15 protein-coding genes are annotated in these 18,603 nt (G+C 45.2%); 8 read left to right on the plus strand and 7 right to left on the minus strand.

Annotated elements, in window-relative coordinates:
* Both QUB63_RS08555 and QUB63_RS08560 read left to right on the plus strand, forming a co-directional pair.
* Complete coding sequence (locus QUB63_RS08555) at positions 1-1,014, plus strand: o-succinylbenzoate synthase (RefSeq protein ID WP_332944464.1); 1,014 nt, start codon at positions 1-3, stop codon at positions 1,012-1,014.
* Positions 993-2,405: a 2-succinylbenzoate--CoA ligase gene (locus QUB63_RS08560; protein WP_332944465.1), complete on the plus strand. Its 1,413-nt coding sequence runs from the start codon at positions 993-995 to the stop codon at positions 2,403-2,405. Before QUB63_RS08555 ends, QUB63_RS08560 begins: the two co-directional genes overlap by 22 nt.
* A gap of 140 nt (positions 2,406-2,545) precedes the next feature.
* Here the strand turns inward: QUB63_RS08560 and QUB63_RS08565 are convergent, their stop codons facing one another.
* From QUB63_RS08565 to QUB63_RS08580, 4 genes are all read right to left on the minus strand, one after another.
* The gene (locus QUB63_RS08565; protein WP_332944466.1) at positions 2,546-3,517 is read right to left on the minus strand and encodes a putative 2-dehydropantoate 2-reductase; all 972 of its coding nucleotides are present in this window, start codon (positions 3,515-3,517) and stop codon (positions 2,546-2,548) included.
* Between the two features lie 339 nt (positions 3,518-3,856).
* Complete coding sequence (locus QUB63_RS08570; RefSeq protein WP_332944467.1) at positions 3,857-4,270, minus strand: acyl-CoA thioesterase; 414 nt, start codon at positions 4,268-4,270, stop codon at positions 3,857-3,859.
* 160 nt (positions 4,271-4,430) lie between these two features.
* Positions 4,431-4,877, minus strand: a complete 447-nt coding sequence (locus QUB63_RS08575) for a tellurite resistance TerB family protein (protein ID WP_332944777.1) — start codon at positions 4,875-4,877, stop codon at positions 4,431-4,433.
* A gap of 239 nt (positions 4,878-5,116) precedes the next feature.
* On the minus strand, positions 5,117-6,421 hold the full coding sequence (locus tag QUB63_RS08580) for an ATP-binding protein (RefSeq protein ID WP_332944468.1): 1,305 nt from the start codon (positions 6,419-6,421) through the stop codon (positions 5,117-5,119).
* Positions 6,422-6,546: 125 nt separating this feature from the next.
* On the opposite strand from QUB63_RS08580, the gene QUB63_RS08585 reads away from it, so the two are divergent.
* Positions 6,547-6,879, plus strand: coding sequence for a TMEM14 family protein (locus QUB63_RS08585; RefSeq protein WP_332944469.1), 333 nt, complete (start codon positions 6,547-6,549; stop codon positions 6,877-6,879).
* Between the two features lie 367 nt (positions 6,880-7,246).
* Positions 7,247-7,408 carry a hypothetical protein gene (locus QUB63_RS08590; RefSeq protein WP_332944470.1) on the plus strand — a complete coding sequence of 54 codons (162 nt, stop codon included), beginning with the start codon at positions 7,247-7,249 and terminating at the stop codon, positions 7,406-7,408.
* Here the strand turns inward: QUB63_RS08590 and QUB63_RS08595 are convergent.
* On the minus strand, positions 7,402-8,430 hold the full coding sequence (locus QUB63_RS08595; RefSeq protein WP_332944471.1) for a hypothetical protein: 1,029 nt from the start codon (positions 8,428-8,430) through the stop codon (positions 7,402-7,404). The two genes, QUB63_RS08590 and QUB63_RS08595, sit on opposite strands and share 7 nt — an antisense overlap.
* Before the next feature lie 339 nt (positions 8,431-8,769).
* Between QUB63_RS08595 and QUB63_RS08600 the strand changes: the two genes are divergently transcribed.
* Positions 8,770-10,182 carry a hypothetical protein gene (locus QUB63_RS08600; protein ID WP_332944472.1) on the plus strand — a complete coding sequence of 471 codons (1,413 nt, stop codon included), beginning with the start codon at positions 8,770-8,772 and terminating at the stop codon, positions 10,180-10,182.
* 226 nt (positions 10,183-10,408) lie between these two features.
* Here the strand turns inward: QUB63_RS08600 and QUB63_RS08605 are convergent, their stop codons facing one another.
* Positions 10,409-12,934: a protein kinase domain-containing protein gene (locus QUB63_RS08605; protein WP_332944473.1), complete on the minus strand. Its 2,526-nt coding sequence runs from the start codon at positions 12,932-12,934 to the stop codon at positions 10,409-10,411.
* Positions 12,935-13,452: 518 nt separating this feature from the next.
* Between QUB63_RS08605 and QUB63_RS08610 the strand changes: the two genes are divergently transcribed.
* From QUB63_RS08610 to QUB63_RS08620, 3 genes are all read left to right on the plus strand, one after another.
* Positions 13,453-14,685, plus strand: coding sequence for a glycosyltransferase (locus tag QUB63_RS08610; RefSeq protein ID WP_332944475.1), 1,233 nt, complete (start codon positions 13,453-13,455; stop codon positions 14,683-14,685).
* Between the two features lie 190 nt (positions 14,686-14,875).
* The gene (locus QUB63_RS08615) at positions 14,876-15,394 is read left to right on the plus strand and encodes a deaminase domain-containing protein (protein WP_332944476.1); all 519 of its coding nucleotides are present in this window, start codon (positions 14,876-14,878) and stop codon (positions 15,392-15,394) included.
* 140 nt (positions 15,395-15,534) lie between these two features.
* Entirely contained in the window at positions 15,535-16,182 is a 648-nt protein-coding gene (locus QUB63_RS08620; RefSeq protein ID WP_332944477.1) for a hypothetical protein, read from the plus strand.
* A 31-nt stretch (positions 16,183-16,213) separates the two neighbouring features.
* Here the strand turns inward: QUB63_RS08620 and QUB63_RS08625 are convergent, their stop codons facing one another.
* Positions 16,214-18,487: an FdhF/YdeP family oxidoreductase gene (locus tag QUB63_RS08625; protein WP_332944479.1), complete on the minus strand. Its 2,274-nt coding sequence runs from the start codon at positions 18,485-18,487 to the stop codon at positions 16,214-16,216.
* Between the last annotated feature and the right edge of the window lie 116 nt (positions 18,488-18,603).

Raw genomic sequence — 18,603 nt, forward strand, 5'->3', positions numbered from 1 at the left:
ATGCTATATAAATTCGAGTTTCGCACCTATCAGCGAAAATTTAAGCGCCCGCTGCAAACAAGTCACGGCATCTGGGATATCCGAGAAGGAATTATCCTGCGGCTTATTGACGAAAATGGTCGAATAGGTTGGGGAGAAATTGCCCCGCTGAGTTGGTTTGGTTCCGAAACTTTTGAGCAAGCTTTAGATTTTTGTCAACAGTTACCTGCTAATATTTCATCAGAGATGATTTTTGGTATTTCCGCTGAATTGCCTGCTTGTCAATTTGGCTTTGAGTCAGCTTGCGAAAACCTCAGTGAAATAATCGAAAATTCACCGCTTGCAGAAGAGAAAATGCCCAAAAATCGGTGCAGCGGTTTATTGCCGGCCGGTGAAACAGCTTTGCAGGTTTTACCAAGGCTTTGGTTGGAGGGATATCGCACTTTTAAATGGAAAATTGGCGTTGCTGCAATTGAGGAAGAATTAACGATTTTTCAGCAGCTAATTGCAGGAATGGACGATTTAGCCGATCGCCAAAAACCACTTTTGCGCTTAGACGCCAACGGGGGACTCACCTACTCCCAGGCTAAAACATGGCTGGAAGCTTGCGACAAGGTAAAAGCAACTCCCGACTTAGCCGCCCAGATTGAATTTTTGGAACAGCCGCTGCCGATCGCGCAGTTTCAAGAGATGGTAGAATTGAATGCTACTTACGCAACGGCGATCGCCCTAGACGAATCCGCCGCCAATCTCGATCGCATCCAAGAATGCTACAGCCAAGGCTGGCGGGGAATTTTCGTCATCAAACCAGCCATTGGCGGTTCCCCATCCCAACTCAGGAAATTTTGCCAAACTCACAAGATAGACGCAGTTTTCTCATCAGTATTTGAAACCAAAATCGCCAGACAAGCCGCCTTAAACTTAGCAACAAACTTATCTGTAAATAATAGAGCCCTAGGCTTCGGTACCGATAGCTGGTTCGACGACAATCAAGACACCTGGTTACAGCATCTATGGCAGAAAATCTCACAGTAAATATTCCAAATCGTCCCTTTGACTTGCCCGATAATTGGCTAATCGGTGGTGACAGCGGCGAATTTGCTCGAATTGTCGATCGGCAATTGCAACAAATCACCCAAAATCAATCACGAGAAACACCACCCAAAATTTGCCTCGCCGAACCAGAAGCAGTGCAATTTCTTGCCAGTTTCACCGCCGCCCGCGCCGCCAAATGCCAGATTTTCCTCTGCAATCCCAACTGGGTAAAACAAGAATGGGAACAAGTCTTTGATTTAGTCCAACCAGACCTAATTTGGGGAGAAAATGCCAAACACCCAAAGAATTACACGAACAATTACCAATTACCAATTACCAATTACCAATTACCAATTACCAATTCTCAACAGATTATGATTCCCACGGGCGGTTCATCCGGAAAAATCCGTTTTGCCATCCACACTTGGGAAACACTCACAGCATCAGTCCAAGGTTTTAAACAATATTTTAACGTAGATAAAATCAACTCTTTCTGCGTTTTACCATTATACCACGTCAGCGGTTTCATGCAATTTATGCGATCCTTCGCGACAGGCGGCAAACTGGTAATCCAGCCGTTCAAAGCACTCTTAACAGGCGAAAAATGCGATATAGAACCCGAAGAATTTTTCATTTCCTTAGTGCCAACTCAACTGCAACGGCTGCTGCAAAACCCAGATACAGCTAATTGGCTGTCCCGGTTTCGTGCCGTACTTTTGGGCGGTGCTCCCGCTTGGCCGGAACTTTTAGCAACAGCTAGAAAGCATCAAATCAAATTAGCGCCGAGTTACGGCATGACAGAAACCGCCTCGCAAATTGCGACACTCAAACCCGAAGATTTTCTCGCGGGTAATAACAGTTCCGGTCAAGTTTTACCCCACGCCAAAATAACTATTCGCAGTGCAAACGGGGAGATTTTGTGCTACAATCAAATTGGCAATATTGCGGTTGATGCTAAATCTTTAGCGTTGGGCTATTATCCTGAACGATTTGGCGATCGCCAATATTTCCAATTAGACGATTTAGGATTTTTTGACAACAATAACTGCTTAAATATCGTCGGACGCAGCAGCGACAAGATTATCACAGGCGGAGAAAACGTATTTCCTGCCCAAGTCGAAGCCGCCATTAAGAATACTAATTTAGTGGCGGATGTTGCTGTAATTGGCTTGCCCGACAAAGATTGGGGTCAAGTCGTGACGGCGATTTACGTTCCCGTTAATTCCGAAGTTACTGTCAAAAATCTGCAAGCCGCAATCGAAGATAAGTTGAGCAAATTTAAGCGACCGAAAAATTGGGTGATCCTCGAACAACTGCCCCGAAATGCTCAAGGCAAACTCAATCGAGAACAATTGCAAGAAATTGCGGTGTCATCTCCAGTAAATCGATAGTATTAACCGAATTTGACAGTAATTCCCGTAGGGGCGGGTTCACCAACATCTACAACACAATTGAGAAATCTCAAAAACCCGCCCCGTCCAATTCCCAATTACCAATTCCCAATTACCAATTCCCAATTCCCAATTACCAATTACTCCACACCTAACAGCCTTCTCGTCCTCTCTGCTTCTTGCCTTTGAACATCCACAAACTTCAACATTCGGTAAAGTACCTCTATTTGCGGCAACTTAATACCTGCTTTTTGAGCCACCCGCATCGGATTGCCAAAAATCGCCTCAACTTCCAGAGGACGCGATTCATCGTAATCAATTTTCATGCTAGTGCGGTAAGGCTTCATTTTCTCAGTATATTCGAGCATATGCGGGATAAAGTCATCGGGAATAATGCGATCGCAACTTTTGGCCCCTGCCATCACTTCCCTCATGATTTCCTTCACTAAAACCAGAGTATCGGGATTCGCCATCAGTTCGTCTGTTCTCGCATCCAAAATCACAGACAGCCCGTTATAAGGAATATTCCAAACCAGCTTTTTCCACCTAGATAACAGCAAATCTTCGCTCATTTTAATGGGAATTTGAGCGCGTTTAAAATCCCTAGCAATTTGGTGCAATCTATCAGTAATACCGATGGGTTTGTAGTCTTTGGCATATTCGCCCAGCGTGATCGTACCGTAATCTAGGTGGCAGATGTGACCGGGCCCAACTTTATAAGAACAGAGAAAACACAGCCCGCCAACCACTCGCTCGGCACCGACAATTTTAGCTACTTCCGGTTCGGCATTCAGTCCGTTTTGCAATACTAAAACCGCGCCGTTATCCTTTAATAAAGGAGGCAAAATTTTGGGCAACAAGTGATTTTGAGTTGTTTTCAGCGCTACAATTACTACGTCGCACTGAGGCATTTTGTGCGCGTCGCGGTAGGCGCGCACGTGGGGGAGGGTGAAGTCACCTTCGGGAGACTCGACTATCAAACCGTGTTTTCTGACGCGCTCGTAATCGCTGCGCAGCAAAAAATTCACTTCTAAACCGGCTTTTTGCAGTCGAGCACCGTAGAATCCGCCTAAAGCTCCCGTGCCGACGATGGCATAATTGCGATTTGACATAAGTAGAAGGAAGAAGGAAGAAGGAAGAGGGAAGAGGGAAGAAGTTCTCAGTCATCAGTCATCAGTCATCAGTCATCAGTCATCAGTCATCTTGCCCCCCGAGCGAAGCCGAAGGGTAGTCATCAGTCATCAGTCATCAGTCATCAGGAAGAAGGAAGAAGGAAGAAGTCCGAGGGAAGTCGGAAGAATGCTTAGAGCCGCTCGTTCTTGATTCCTCTGTATTTTACGTTTAATTAAGTGGAACTACTTAATATAAACAAGTCAGAAGAAATTTTAAACTAAACAGAAATTTGACTGTCATTCCCTGCTATTATTTAAATATTGAAGTTATCTAAAATCTCAACTCTCAAATTGCCTCATCCACTGCATCATGTCTTCAGATAGCTGTTTTTTAGTTCGCGTCACTGCATCGATGCAGACGTGCTTAGTCAGAGCTTTAGCCCAGCTTCTTTCTGCAACTTCCCCTGAAAATACTTGATAGGCAATTTCAAATTCATCGCCAGCCACTTGTTTGGGCGTTAGTTGAATCGTCAGCCGATCGCCCGCAAACAGTGGGCGATAAAAATCTACACTAGCATGAATTATCGGAAACGCAACCTCTCGATTGCTGAAAAACGCTCTGAGATTGACTCCCGATGCTGCTAGAGATGCCTCGTAAGCTTCGTGGCACATCGCCAAAACGTTAGCAAAGTAAACGACTCCAGCAGCATCGGTATCTTGAAAGCGGACAGTGCGGGTGTAAGTAAAAGGCATTTGAGGTAGTCGCGGGCGATCGCAAATTAAAGCTAAATTTTACCAACCATCATATCGGTAAACCCGCACTTTTGGAGCAGCGATCGGCCTCGCCAGCAGGCGCTAATTTTTTATATTCTAAAACTCGCCCTCCTCACTCCTAACTCCTTCCCCTTCTTTTTTAACCTTTGTTTTTAATCAACATCACGTCTATAATTTTGAGAGCCACTTCTTCAGAAAGGCCCAATGCACCGTAAAGATCGTTCAAAAGTTGTTCTTCTTCTTCTGAAACCTCGCCATCTGCTAAAGCGATATCAGTTGTCACAGCAAAAACTGTTTCTTTAAGTTCGTCAGGCAGATTTGCCAAAGCCGCATTAAACAGTACCTCAACTCCTTGGCGCTGCAGAATGTTCAGGAGGCGATCGAGCATTTTTCTCATCACGTCATTCGGATAGCTGCGGAACAGTTGCATCCGAGATAGCGTCATGCTAATCGCTTGACTTTCGCTGTCATTGATGTAACCGTCGGCTGCTACGGCAATTAGCGCGATCGCCGCAAATGATTCGGCCGGCCCTAACGTTACGTCTGTTTGTTGGCGAGTCTGCGATACTTTATCAAATAAACCCATAATACTTTCCTCATTATTTAGTAGTGGATTCATGGAGTCCCGAGGGGCTCTGGCTTTGGAGGTTTCCTTCGGGATTTCGACAATTATATCAAATCTGGTTAGTTATTTATTATCGCGAAAATTATGAAAAAATTAAGATTTTTTATTTCGCCCATCGGCGCTGCAAGGGCGGGTTTATTCTGAGCTTGAATTTCCTTCCCATATCTCGGGTAAAACCCGCCCACCAGAGCGCAGAATATCTACTTGTCAAACAAAGCTAAATCTGCTTTCAGAAAATCAACAAACTGCCGCGCAGTGCGCCCCGATCGCCCGTTGCGGCGAGTTGCCCATTCCTTAGCGCGGTGCTCCAACTCCTCAACAGCGAGCTTGATGCCAGCTCGCCCGGCCAGATGTCGGACAATTGTTAAATAAGTGTTTTGATCCGCCGGTTCAAAAGTTAAAGTCAAGCCAAAGCGATCGCTAAATGAAAGTTTTTCCTGCACAGTATCCCAAGCGTGAACTTCATCACCGTCGCGGGGGCGAGGCCTGTCATCAAAAAACTCTCGAATTAAATGCCGCCTGTTAGATGTTGCATAAACTACCACATTTTGAGGCCGGGCGGTGACATTTCCTTCCAAAACTACTTTCAAGGATTTAAAAGCATCATCATCTTCCTCAAAGGAAAGGTCATCGACAAAAATAATAAACTTTTGAGGAACTCCCCGCAACTTCTCCACAATTAGCGGCAAATCTTGCAAGTCAGATTTAGATACTTCAATCAAGCGCAAATTGCGAGTTCCAAATTCATTTAACAGCGACTTCACCAAAGAAGACTTACCCGAACCGCGGCTCCCGTACAGCAACACGTGCAAAGCCGGATAACCAGCAAGCAAAAACTCCGTATTTTTCACCAGAGCATCCCGCTGCCAATCGCAGCAAACCAACTCTTTCAAATTTATGCGATCGGGATGAGAAATACTCGCCAACTGCCCGGAGCGCCACCCAAAAGCACGAAATTCAGCAAACAAACCCGTACCAAACTGTCGGTAATATTCTGCCAAAGATTCCGCAGCGCTCGACCATTTTTCCAGTTTCCCGTGCAGCGGCAAATCGCCGTTTTCTGGTACAGTTTCGGAATGCCAACTCGGAGGCACGGCGTCAAGTTGACCCGCTACCCGCACCCATTTACTCAACTGCTCGCTGGTGCAGTCGTAAATATTTTGCAGCACTTGTAAATCATGGCGGGCAGCCTCTACCAAAGCGGGGGGCAAACTAGCAAAATCTGTTTGCTGAGCTCGGCGAGAAAATGGGTTTTCGTCTTTGAGAATTTGGGAAATCAGGGAATCTTTCCAGCTCAGATTTTCAGCAGCCTGAATTTTGAACCAGTTGCCGTAAGCTACCTGACATTCCAAACCGCTGACTTCGCTGTGGTGGAGAGCTTGCAGCAAGTCGAGAAAAGCTTGACCTGCTGGGCTTTTGAGAACCGATTGATACAGCAGCAGGGATGCTGCTTGGCGTTGGAGGTAACGGATTTGGGCGATCGCACCAGAAGTTAGGGCTGACATAATGCCAATTGTATAACAGATAGATATTCTGACTGAGTTTAATAAATTTTCTAACAATTCGTGACTCTAATTGCAGGTCTCGCTGTATAAATTGAGATGCACTTGTGAAATTTCGAGGATTAAAAATGAGTTTAGGTACAGCAGCGGCGATCGGCTACGGCGTTTTGACACTGATTGGCGGCATCATGGGTTACATCAAGGCAAAAAGCCAAGCCTCGCTGATTTCTGGCTTGATTAGCGGTTCGCTGCTAATTTTTGCCGGCAGCGCACAACTCATGGGACAAAGTTGGGGTTTAACATTAGCAGCAGCCATCTCCGCTGTTTTAGTAATAGTCTTTATTTTACGGCTGGTCAAAACTCGCAAGTTCATGCCCGCTGGAATGCTGATTCTAGCTAGTTTGGCGTCTTTGGGCGCGATCGTTTACGAACTCAGCGGTCAATCGAATTTAGGTTTGTGATTTTAGATTTGAGATTTTAGACTTGAGATTTTAGATTAACTCCATAGCCTTTACTGGGAGCTTAAACTAAAATCAATCGATTTTCCATTTTGAGATTTTAGATTTTAGATTAACTCCACAGCCTTTACTAGGAGTTTGAACTAAAATCTAATTTTTTTTGCGTGTCCGCGACTTAATTTTGTGGCTTGCATAGCCTTTCTCAGAAACAGTGCGGTACGCTTGGATTTTGCGTAATTGGTAATTTAGTCCTGGACGCATGAGTACCCAGAAACCGGGTTTTTTCACTAAAATATCGCCAAAAACCCTTAATATCGGTGAAAAAACCCGGTTGATCGAGCCTGGTGTTGCAGCCAATGACCAATGACCAATGACTAATGACCAATTACCAATGACTAATGACCAATTACCAATTCCCAATTACCAATTCCCAATGACCAATTACCAATTACCAATTACCAATGACCAATTACCAATGACCAATTACCAATTACCAATTACCAATTACCAATTACCAATTACCAATTACTGATGATTGATAACTGCTTCAATATACTGCTCAACTTCCCTGAGTTGCTGCCGCTGGTATTCCATCCAATCTTTTTCCGCAGCTCGCTGTTCGGCTGTCTCTTGCTGGTACCGCGCCTGCTTCTCTAAAAAATTATTGTAGAACATCATCGCTTTTTCAACTGTTTGAATTGCTAGTTTGATGCGAGCATCAAAAATTTCTAAAACCAAATTATCCAGCATTGACCCAATCACTTTACAAGAGTCTTCAAAATCGCTCAAAGTGATGCCCATTTTGCTTTTATGAACCAGAGTTTCTACAGGCTCTCTCAAGGTTTCTTTAAAATTTTTCACATAAGAATCTGGCAAATATTTCAGAGGTTCCGTAAACTTTGACACAATCTCGCCGCCTATTGATTGCAGTCGCTCTCTAAATCTAGATTGACTCTTGAGGTCGAAGCATTCAATACAAAATTCAACTTTTTCTATATCAATAGATTGTAATTGTTTAAAAATCAAATTAAGTTCATTCTCCACAATCAGAATCACTCGCTCTGCCTGGTAATCAACTTCATTACGCAACTCTTTGTGCAAATTATCTTTGTCAAAAAAACCGAGAGAATCTCTTTTAAACACTTGATGGTTTTTATCCCACACAAACCACTGATTTTTTAACTTTGTAGCCTTATCGCTCCACGATTTGCGAACTTTAACAACAGCATCATATTTGCCCTGTTTTCCTAAACTGCGAATTCTCACCTCGCATCCGCTTAGTTCGCCAATTTGCTCCCAGACATCAACAGCAGATGCTTTAGCAATTCTCGGCTTGCTATTCCAGACATCCTCAGCCTGAGATACATCTTTGAAACATACCTGAAGTAACCCCTTGAGTCTGAGGGCAGATTGCTTGATTTCCTCAATACAAGGTTCCACATCTAGGCTGAGGTGGGTAGCTGACTGTTTTATCTCCACGGATTGATATTCGTCTGCGAGTAATCGATCGCTAAACTGGGTAATAGCCTGGAATACCTTGAGATACTCATTCATTTCCTTTCATCCCTCCTTTCCCTAAATAGCATACAATACAGAATATCTGCCTTTTTGAATGCAAACTGAGTCATACCATTTGAGATTTGAGATTTGAGATTTGAGAATTGGGAATGGGAATGACTGATGACTGACGACCCCGCCCAAAAACAGGTACCGTGCCACATACGCGAGCTTGGCTGGTCGAACCCCAAATTTTAGCTGTTGAAGCTCCCAGATTCATTTGTGAAGTAAATCTAAAATCTAAAATCTAAAATCTAAAATCTAAAATCTACTGACTATCACGGTTTGGAGCACGGGCCTACAGTTGCATTCTTTTTTTTTAACTGGTGTCACAACATGGATTATGTATTCACCCCTGCAACTGGGGCTAGACTCAATACTGGCAACCTCGTACAGCCTGCCACCAAAACAGGAAAATTGCTCCCGGCAGCTAGAGATCCGGTGACAGGGGAGTTTGTGGAAATTGCCAAAATATTTTATCAATCAACAACTGCAACTCTATCCGATCGCGGAGTTCTAGGATTGCTCGCACAGTTAGCCGGAGGCGGGCCCGTACAGCCGCTCGTAGCTCCCGCCTACGTGACAGCGGCGCCGTTGCAGCTTGCTCAAACTCACCTGGGGTTTCAAAAAATATACAGAATGCTTAACTGTCTGAAAATTAATTTGGCGGTGATGCAAGCGACTGCTGCCGTCATTGGTATCGGCGCTGTATCGAGCGCAGTTTTGTCAGCAGTAAACCTCGACCAAGTATTAAAAATCCGAGAAGAGGCCAAGCACCAGAAGCTAAAAATTAAAGACGGGTTTATCGATCTCAGACACATCCTCAAAGATAAGGGAGTAGAGGTAATCCAGCAGATTTTCAAGGTGGCTCACGACTCGAGTTTTGAAATGCACCGCCAGAAACTGGTTAACGGTTACGATATTTTTTCTAAAGCTATCAAACGCTGCCAGTCAGCCCTGACAGTGCCCGATCTCAAACTTCGGAATTCGGAAATTAATAGCGGGCGGGATATGCTGTTTGAGGCTTTGAAAATTTATGACAATCCCAGTTTGTTGGAGGGGCTGTGTTCTGCCGGACAGCTCCGGCAAATGGAATGCGTTTGGGCGATCGAGCTGGCGCTGGGCATCACGTTTCAGTTGCAGCGGGCCTACGACACGGTGAGTTCGCGCCTGCTCAAACTCCAATCAAAAATTCGTCAAGATCTTCTAACTGTTGTTAAAGAATGTCAATCGGAATCAGAACTTGATTTTTTATTTCCAGAAGTTACCAGGATTCTCGGTCACGATCTGAGTGTAATAGAATTTTGGCAAAATGAGGTAGATTGGATGCAAACTTTGTCTCCCAAAGAGCAGCACCAGTTAGCTAGTTTAGATAAACTCCGCGGCGATCAGATAAAAAGCAGCATCCACACTACATTCGCGGTATTAGCAGCGGAACCTTCACTTTATGAAAATTTAAAGCAAAAGTCTCACTTTCTATCCTTGCGCGACCAGCTAGCCTTCGCCCTGAAGCCGGAACTGCGCCGGGGATACGAATTTTATGTCGGCCAGCGGGCGATCGCAACTGGCTATCGGGCTTTAGCTGCCTCGAACTGGCAAGAAATATCCGATTTAACTGTGGCTAACCTCTACTACTTTTTTCAAAATCGAGAGGACTCAACTGAAAATTATCCCGCTGAGGACGAATTAGAAACGCCTGCTTGGCACTTTCCCAAATCCTTAGAAACTGAGCTTAATTACTGCAATTAAATGACAGGTGATAAGCAGAGGGGGAGAGGGGGAGAGTGGGAGAGGGGGAGAGGGGGAGAGGGGGAGAGGGGGAGAGGGGAAAAATTCTCTTTCTTCCTTCTTTCTTCTTCACATCGATCCTCTTCCTTCTTCCTTCTTCCTTCTTCCTTCTTCACATCGATCCTCTTCCTTCTTCACATCGATCCTCTTCACATCGATCCTCTTCCTTCTTCCTTCTTCCTTCTGTTTACCTGAGCCACAACTTAATAGTATTGTCTTTAGAACCGCTAGCAATAGTTTTGCCGTCGGGACTAAAAGTCACCACATAAACCTCATCGGTATGTCCCGTCAAAGTATTCAACAATTCTCCGGTAGCAAAGTCCCAAATTTTAATAGTTTTATCCTTGCTCCCGCTCGCAATAAAATTCCCGTCCGGGCTGATAGCAACCGAGACAATATCGTCAGAATGTCCCTTGATCGAGCGAATTAAATCTCCTGTTTCGAGATTCCAGATTTTAATACTTTCATCGTAGGAACCGCTAACAATTGTCTTGCCGTCCGGGCTCACAGCAACCGACCTCACCTGGTCGCCGTGTCCCTCCAGAGTTTTGAGCAACCTCCCCGTTGCTACATCAACAATTGTAATTTTTTTATCCTTAGAAGCGCTAACCAAACTTTTGCCATCGGGAGTGAAAGCAACAGAATAAACAAAATCTGTATGGTCGGGCAAATTTTGCAGCAAACTGCCAGTTGCTGCATCCGAAATCTTGGTGGTTTTGTCTCCGCTGCCGCTAGCAACGACCTGTCCGTCGGGGCTGAAAGCGACAGACCAAACAGATGCAGTGTGATCGAGACTGCGGATCGCTTGCCCTGTTTTCAAATCCCACAGCATGACTCTCCAAAAACCGGTTCCTGTCGCAAGTCTCGTACCGTTTGAGTCAAAAGCAACCGACCAAATGGTGGATGAATCTCCGCCAAAAGTGCGGATCGATTTGCCTGTGGCTAAATCCCAAATTTGGATGGTTTTGTCTTTAGAACCGCTGGCTAACATTAAGCCGTCTGGACTGAAAGCAACAGCCCCAACTGGATCAGAATGCTGAGCGAAATTTTTGACTTTGGCGTTTTTCCAGCGGAGACCTGATTGGCACTGTTCTTGTAAATTTTGAGCGGAGGCATAGCTGCTGGAAGTCTTGGCAATTGTTGGGATTTGGCTGATGCAGCCTTCATAATTGCTTTCTTTATAAAGTGCATCTATTTGATTCAATTGTTGGGCTTCTTGCTGCACTCGCTGCTGCCTTTCTTGCCACTTGAGATATCCGTAAATTCCGCCGATCGCAGCTAAGAGTGCTGCAATCGTTGCTCCGGCGAGATAAGGATTGAATTTGCGAGGTTCTTTGGGGACAATTGCTGGGGCGCTGGTGCTGGGGCTGGCGATCGACAAATCCCCTTTTCCGTTCAAATGTACCTCCGGGGATACCGCCGAACTTGCCTGCACCCCGAGTGGAACAGCGCTGCTGGCTGGCGGTAGATTGGGGTTGGGGTTGGGGTTGCGGTGTCCCTCCAAAACTGTGGCGATCGCCTTGTACAATTTACCGAATAAAGATTTAGGAACGACTAATTCTTCGATTCTGGCCGCATCTTCGTCGGTAAGCCCTAAAACTTGCTGCAAGCGTTTTAACTCCTCGCGAGTTTCCAGAGAAAAGGGATATTCTTGCTGCATTGCTTCTTGCAGCGATTGTTCGTAGCGTTCGCCTTTTTCCCTGTATTTGCGGTAAGGGTTCAATACCTCATCTTCGATCGCCTCTGCTTCTTCCGGCTGCAAGTCCAAACTAACGCGCAATTCTTCTAATATTCTCCGGCCGACGACTGTAATGTCACCGCGGCTGCTGCTGCGCCGATCGACTTCTTCGCGATAGATTGTCAGCTTGGGAATCCGCGCGCGCGATCGATCGCCAATTTTCCGCAAATCTGCCAAAGCCTCCGCCGCCGACTGGTAGCGCTCCCGAAAATCGTAGCGCACCATATTGTCCAAAACATCAGCCAGCGCTTGGGAACACGCGGCTAAATGTCGCCAAACAATTTCGCCTTTATTAGAATTTTTCAAATCCCGCAGTTTCGGCAAATCGTAAGCCGGCAAACCCGTCATTGCTTGGATGCCAATCATTCCCAAAGCGTAGATATCGCTGTTGAGTTGCGGGTTGTATTGAAATTGTTCGATCGGCATATATTCCAGCGTGCCAATCCGCACAGTTACCGGCGCTTGTCTTTGAGCGATGTGAATTTCTTTCACCGAGCCAAAGTCGATCAAAACTAACTTGTTGTCTGAATAGCGGCGGATTAAATTTGCCGGTTTAATATCTCGGTGAATTACTCCCTGTCCGTGTACAAACACTAAAATTTCTAACAGTTCCTTCAGCAAAGCAATCATTTTTTCTTCGGTTAGGGGTTTGCCCGGTACAATCTCGGTTGATAGCGAGTGACCGGCAACAAAGGATTCAACTAAGAAAAATTCTTCATTTTCTTCAAAATAAGCGAATAGCTGAGGGATTTGGTCGTGTTGACCGAGCTTTTCTAGAACTTCTGCTTCTTTTTGAAAAAGACGGCGCGTAGTATTAATTAATTTCGGTTCGGTGGTACCGGGACGCAGGTGCTTGACAAAGCACTGCGGTTCTCCCGGACGGCGAATATCTTTGGCCAGATAGGTTTGTCCAAACTCTCCTGTTTCTATGACTTCAATGATTTGATAGCGTCCATCTAAAAGTTGGCTCACCATGATAATAACGCAGCCTTTTTTTGGTTGATTTTCGCAAGAAACAGTTTCACAGCAGGCCGTTTTGAGTAGTAAGCAGGTCAGTTATTTTACATTTAAATTGCAGAGTTTTGGCGAGCCCTCCGGCTCACCCCCCAAGCATTTAACTGTATTCCACCACAACGGCGAGCCGAATGCTCAATTGACTAATACTTTATTTTTTCAACATCTGCAAAGCTTGATATCCTAAAAAGAAAAAACCCAAAGCACCAAGTACCGCTATCGTGTCCGCAAACACATCGACTGTAAAAAATTCGCCCATTGCAATCTCCTCTCTTGACTGATATCTATCCTCGGCTTTTGGGTCGCTGACCGGGTGAGGGGTAAGACCCCTTGCTGCGGGCGAGCCGAAAGATGCTCACAAATTATAGCAAAAGAGGTTGCCGAAATAACTTTTCGGGCGATCGACTAGCTTTTTGTTTTAATATTTTTTAATATTTAAGGAGACAAATTGTGTACCGAAATTTTGAGGTCTGTTCGCTTTGATATTGTTAACCCTGCTAATTTTTTCTCTAATCGTAAGTAGAGCTTACACTAAGAATTTGCGCCAATCGGTCAAAAATGCGCCTCGAACCGACAGCAGTGCAGCGAGGCCCTCACCGGAGCGCTCCCCGAAAGTTTCGGTAATCGTACCAGCATACAACGAAGCTGAGAATATTCGGGATTGCGCGATCGCCATTTTGGAGAGTACGCCGCTGACGGAGGACAACCTAGAAGTTTTGATTGTAGACGATCGATCGACAGATGACACGCTGGCGATCGGGCAAACTCTGCAACAGCAGCTCGATGACCCCCGCCTAAAAATATTAGCAGGTCAGCCGCGACCTGCCAACCAATATTGGGCGGGCAAAAACTGGGCCTGCGCCCAAGCTGTTCGGGAAGCAACGGGAGAGTTCCTATTATTTATCGATGCCGACGTGCGGCTCAAACCCGGGGCGATCGAAACGGCAATTGCAACAGCAGAAACCGAGAAAATAGACTTGCTAACCTGTATGCCAGCGCTGGTTTGCGAGTGTTTTGCCGAGTGGTTGGTACAGCCGTTAATGTTCAATCACCTAGCAGTTTGCTTCGATTTTACGGCGGTTAATGATGCTGCAAAAACAGACAGTGCTTTTGCGGGCGGCCCGTTTATGCTGTTTAGGCGATCGGCTTACGAAAAAATCGGCGGACACGAAGCAGTTGCCGGCGAAATTGTGGAAGATGTGGAATTAGCTAGACGCATCAAACGTGCGGGTTTAAAGCTCGGACTTTATTCGGGTTCAAATTTGGCATCCGTGCGGATGTATCGGTCTTGGAGCGCATTGTGGGAAGGCTGGACAAAGAATCTGTATCTCGGCGCTAACCGCAGTTGGGGCATGATGGTTTACATGGCCGCCATTATGTTTTTTCTTTATCCGATGCCGTGGTTGGCATTAGCTATTTTGCTGGCTAACGGTGAAGTTGCAAACCTAATTACCAATCACCAATTAGCAATTAGCAATTACCAATTCCCCATAACCTTGTTAACTATCTGTTTATCAGTAATTGTAATTTGGCATCATTACACTTTGCGCCGCTTGGGTGCCGAGATTTCCGACTGTCCGACGAAATACTGGTGGTTGGGAGGTTTGGGAGGTGCGTTAGTGGCGGGAATTGCGATCGCCTCTGCGATTAAAACTGAAACAGGTTGGGGGTGGACTTGGCGCGGTAGAGCTTTGCAAAATCCGAATACTTAATAGAAATTGTAGCGATCGCATTTCGAGATATCCCAGAGCGATCGCTTTTTTGAATAATTGGCTCACAACTTAGATTTTGACAAGTTCTATATAGTACGGTAGAATCAAAATACCTGAGTAAGACGAGGCTTTAAGCTTATGTCTAACTCAGGTTATATATAAATTTAATTTTTAAATTAAAATTAATCGCGTGACAAACAACTTAACTACAGGAAACCCCTATAGAAACACACTTCATTACGAGTATCCCCAAGACATACCTGAGTCCTATGCGGATATCGTAGAGGAACTGCGGACTCAGGCTCAAGATGTTCGATCGACTCATATTAAAAAAGCCAGTTCTGGTAATGTTGCTGTTGCCAAACTAGAACTCCCAACGGGTAGAGTTTATAGAAAAGAAGCTACTAGCAAGAAAAAGCCTCTGAATATTCCAGGCAAAGATAATGGGCCAAAGTTGTTTTTTGAGCAAAGAATTGACAGAGGATCGCTCAATAATAATTACAACCAAGAACACGCAGAGTACAAGCTCTTCAATGCACTTGCAGAAGACTTAGAAGGAGATAGTGTACCTTCGGATGCGACAGGAAGGCTTTACCTCTACACGGAGATGGAGATGTGTTCTGGCTGTAACACTACTTGCGATGAAGACTTTGGTAGATTGTTCCCGAACATTCAAGTGATTATCTTCTACAAGGAGCCATATCCGTAGAAATATAGGATAAAAAGCCAGTAGAGCCAAGCAAGGCTTTACTGGCTTCTCTGGGTAAGGTAGAATGGAAGTGATATGAAGCTTAAAACAAGCTTTATCTTAGTCTACGATTAAATGAAAAATATAAGGAGGGAAAGTCAATGATTAAGTTTGACATAGGCCACTACACCGATTTTAGATTGCCCAGCAACTCCGATATTCCCGTTCAATTACAGCAAACACTTCGCACGGTTTGGGACAGAAAATATGACGATTTATATGAAAGAGGCGGAAACAGCGATGTAGAAGAAGCTTTTGTAGAAGTAATGACGGCCTTTGGAATGCCTAACGATCCCATATCCCATCAGCGATATGTCTACATGGCTTATGGAATAGCATTAGCAGCTAAGCCTACCATTAAACATTACTTTCCTGAAGAAAACAAGGCTGATATCGTTCAAGCAATTGTATCTTGTTGGCTAAAGGATGGTGGTGAAATCCCAGAAACTTGGGCAGATACCTTGTTTCCTCATATCGACAAAATTGGAAAATATCAAGCTAGTAACGAAGCTTATAATATTTTCTACGGCTTGCTGCAAACACTTAACACCAAAACAGCTTATAATGCCATCTTGGATATTTTGTATGATGCAATTACCGGAGATGCAATTTCTGGTTTTGCTGCTGCCCGACGAGATATGTTTAATTGGTGGTTGATCGAAGTAATTCCTGCTGCTTATTGTTTAAAGCTGCCATCTACTTTATATTCGGGAAAATGGGAATTTCCGCCCCTGAGTCAGTGTGCGTAATTGCGATGAGGCAATCAATAGTATTCTGTTTTTACCTTTCCGCATAAACAAAAGCAGGTACGCGCTTGTAAGCAGGCGTGCCCGATCGCCTTTCAATTTCAGGGTGAAAAATCACATTAACTTCAGGATAAAACATCAAAGCAGCACCAGCACGAACAGCCCCGTAAATCACCTCGACATTTTCCATTTTTCCCGCATTTCCCTGCACCGTAACCCGCTGATGTTCCTGCACACCCGCGCTTTCTGCATCCGCGCGGTTCATCAAAATGCAGTGGCGGTGCGGCATTCCCCGGTATTTGTCATCAATTTTGTAGACGACAGTATTGTGCTGAGAATAGCTGCGTCCCGTCATCAATGCCACAACTAAACCCCGCACCGATTCCGGTACTCCAAACTCTTTCGCTTCCGGTAATTTCAGCTTAGGTAAAGGCGTGACAAACATCTTCGCTTTCCCAGACTCTGTAGGGAATTTAGGTTCTGTAAAAATGCGACCGCCGATGGTAAATTCCTCTTTTGTTCCATCAATTGTTGCTATCTTTTCATAGCCAGGAATAGTTTTAGCAATCAATTGACGAACGTACTTGGTGTCTTGCAGTTGGCGCCAATCTACCGGATAAGTGCCGTGAATTCGGCTGGCTAATTCTGTTAAAAAATGTACTTCAGGAATCAAATCCGAATCCTTGAGATGAGTTTCACCCTCATCATTTAAACGCACAAAATTATTACCGGCTTCCACCGTTGTTTTGTGGGGATTTTCAAAGCGATTCAGCACGGGAATCACAATTGTATTGTGATGAGCCAATCCGTGAAAATGCCCTAAATTCGGTTTGGTTGCGAGGTAGATAACGGTTTCAACATTGCCTAAAGCGCGTTTTGCCTGAGTTGAATCTGGATTTGCCCCATACAAGTTGCCGCCCAGACAGATAAGCGTATCGACTTTGCCTGCTTCTGCTGCTTCAATGAGCGATCGAGTGTCGTAGCCCTTAACAGGACTGAGGGGACGATTCAATAACTTTTCTAAAGCTTGTTGAATTTCTTTTTTCAGCTTCACAGTGACGCCCATAGAGCCGAATCCTTGGACGTTTGAGTGTCCTCTCACGGGCATTAATCCAGCACCTTCTTTGCCGACATTTCCTGTCATTAAGGCAGTGTTGGCAATGCTGAAAACATTATCTACACCGTTATCGTGTTGGGTAATTCCCATCGCCCAACCAAAGACAACCCGCTGGGAGGTGCCGATAATTTTGGCTGCTGCCTCAATTTCGGCGCGGGAAACTCCGCAGGTTTTAGTAATAGTTTCCCAAGAGGTTTCGCGGGCGTGCTGTACTACTGCTTCCCAGCCTTCTGTATGAGCTTGCAAGTATTTTTCGTCCAGCAATCCTTGTTCGATTACAGATTTTTGAATGCCGACAAATAGTGCTGTGTCGCTGCCGGGAATTGGTTGCAAGTATAGCGAAGAAATATCGGAACCGGGGATGAGCGATTTGACGGGAAATGCGGGAGAACCAAACTTGACTAACCCGATTTCCATCACCGGATTGATTACAATTATTTTACCGCCTTTGTCGCGAATTTTAATCAATTCGTTCATCAAGCGGGGATGGTTGTAGGAAGAATTGCTGCCCGCGAGCACGACGCAATCTGCTTCCTTCAAGTTTTCTAGACTCACTACCGAGGTGCGGGTGGCAAACATTTCGCTTAACCCGATTGTCGAGGGAGCGTGGCAGAGATCGGAACAATCTGCTAAGTTATTGGAACCCATCGCCCGCATCATCAATTGCAGCAGAAAAGCCGCTTCGTTGGAAGAGCGGCCAGAACTGTAAGATGCCACTCTTTCGGGGGTTTTGCGAAACGCAGCTTCGGCAATTTGATAAACTTCTTGCCAAGAAATGCGATCGTAATGAGACGAACCAGCCCGCAAAATCATCGGAAAACTCAACCTTCCCAGCCTGTCTGCTTCCCTTGAAGTTAATTGCTGGAGTTCTGCAATACTGTGCTGTTGAAAATAGTGAGTTGAGACAGGCGGTTTAATTTCAGCCGAAATTGCTTCAACGCTTTTCATGCAGCGCTGAAGTTTTTCGCCCTCTTCATTGGTAAAGCCTCCTTTCTGCCCGCCAGTGCCCCAAGAACAAGACAAACAAGCACTTTTGTGCAGCAAAGTTTTCCAAAGTTTCGGGCCTTCCGGCGACAAAGTATGCTGTGCCCAATATTCAATTACGGGCAAACCGCCACCGATGTCTGGCGTTTCCTCATTTTTCTCGCTGAATGGCGGAACGGGTTGGATATTTTGGGAGTTGGTGTCCATGGGGCTTACCTTTTGTTTTAATTGCGAGTTGATGCGGCGCGCGAACCGCCAAAGAAGTTAAATTTATGACTCTAATTTTACCGCAAATTTACAGCATAAAAAACCCGTCAACAGCT

This window comes from Microcoleus sp. ARI1-B5, assembly GCF_036705795.1.
GTDB lineage: Bacteria > Cyanobacteriota > Cyanobacteriia > Cyanobacteriales > Microcoleaceae > Microcoleus.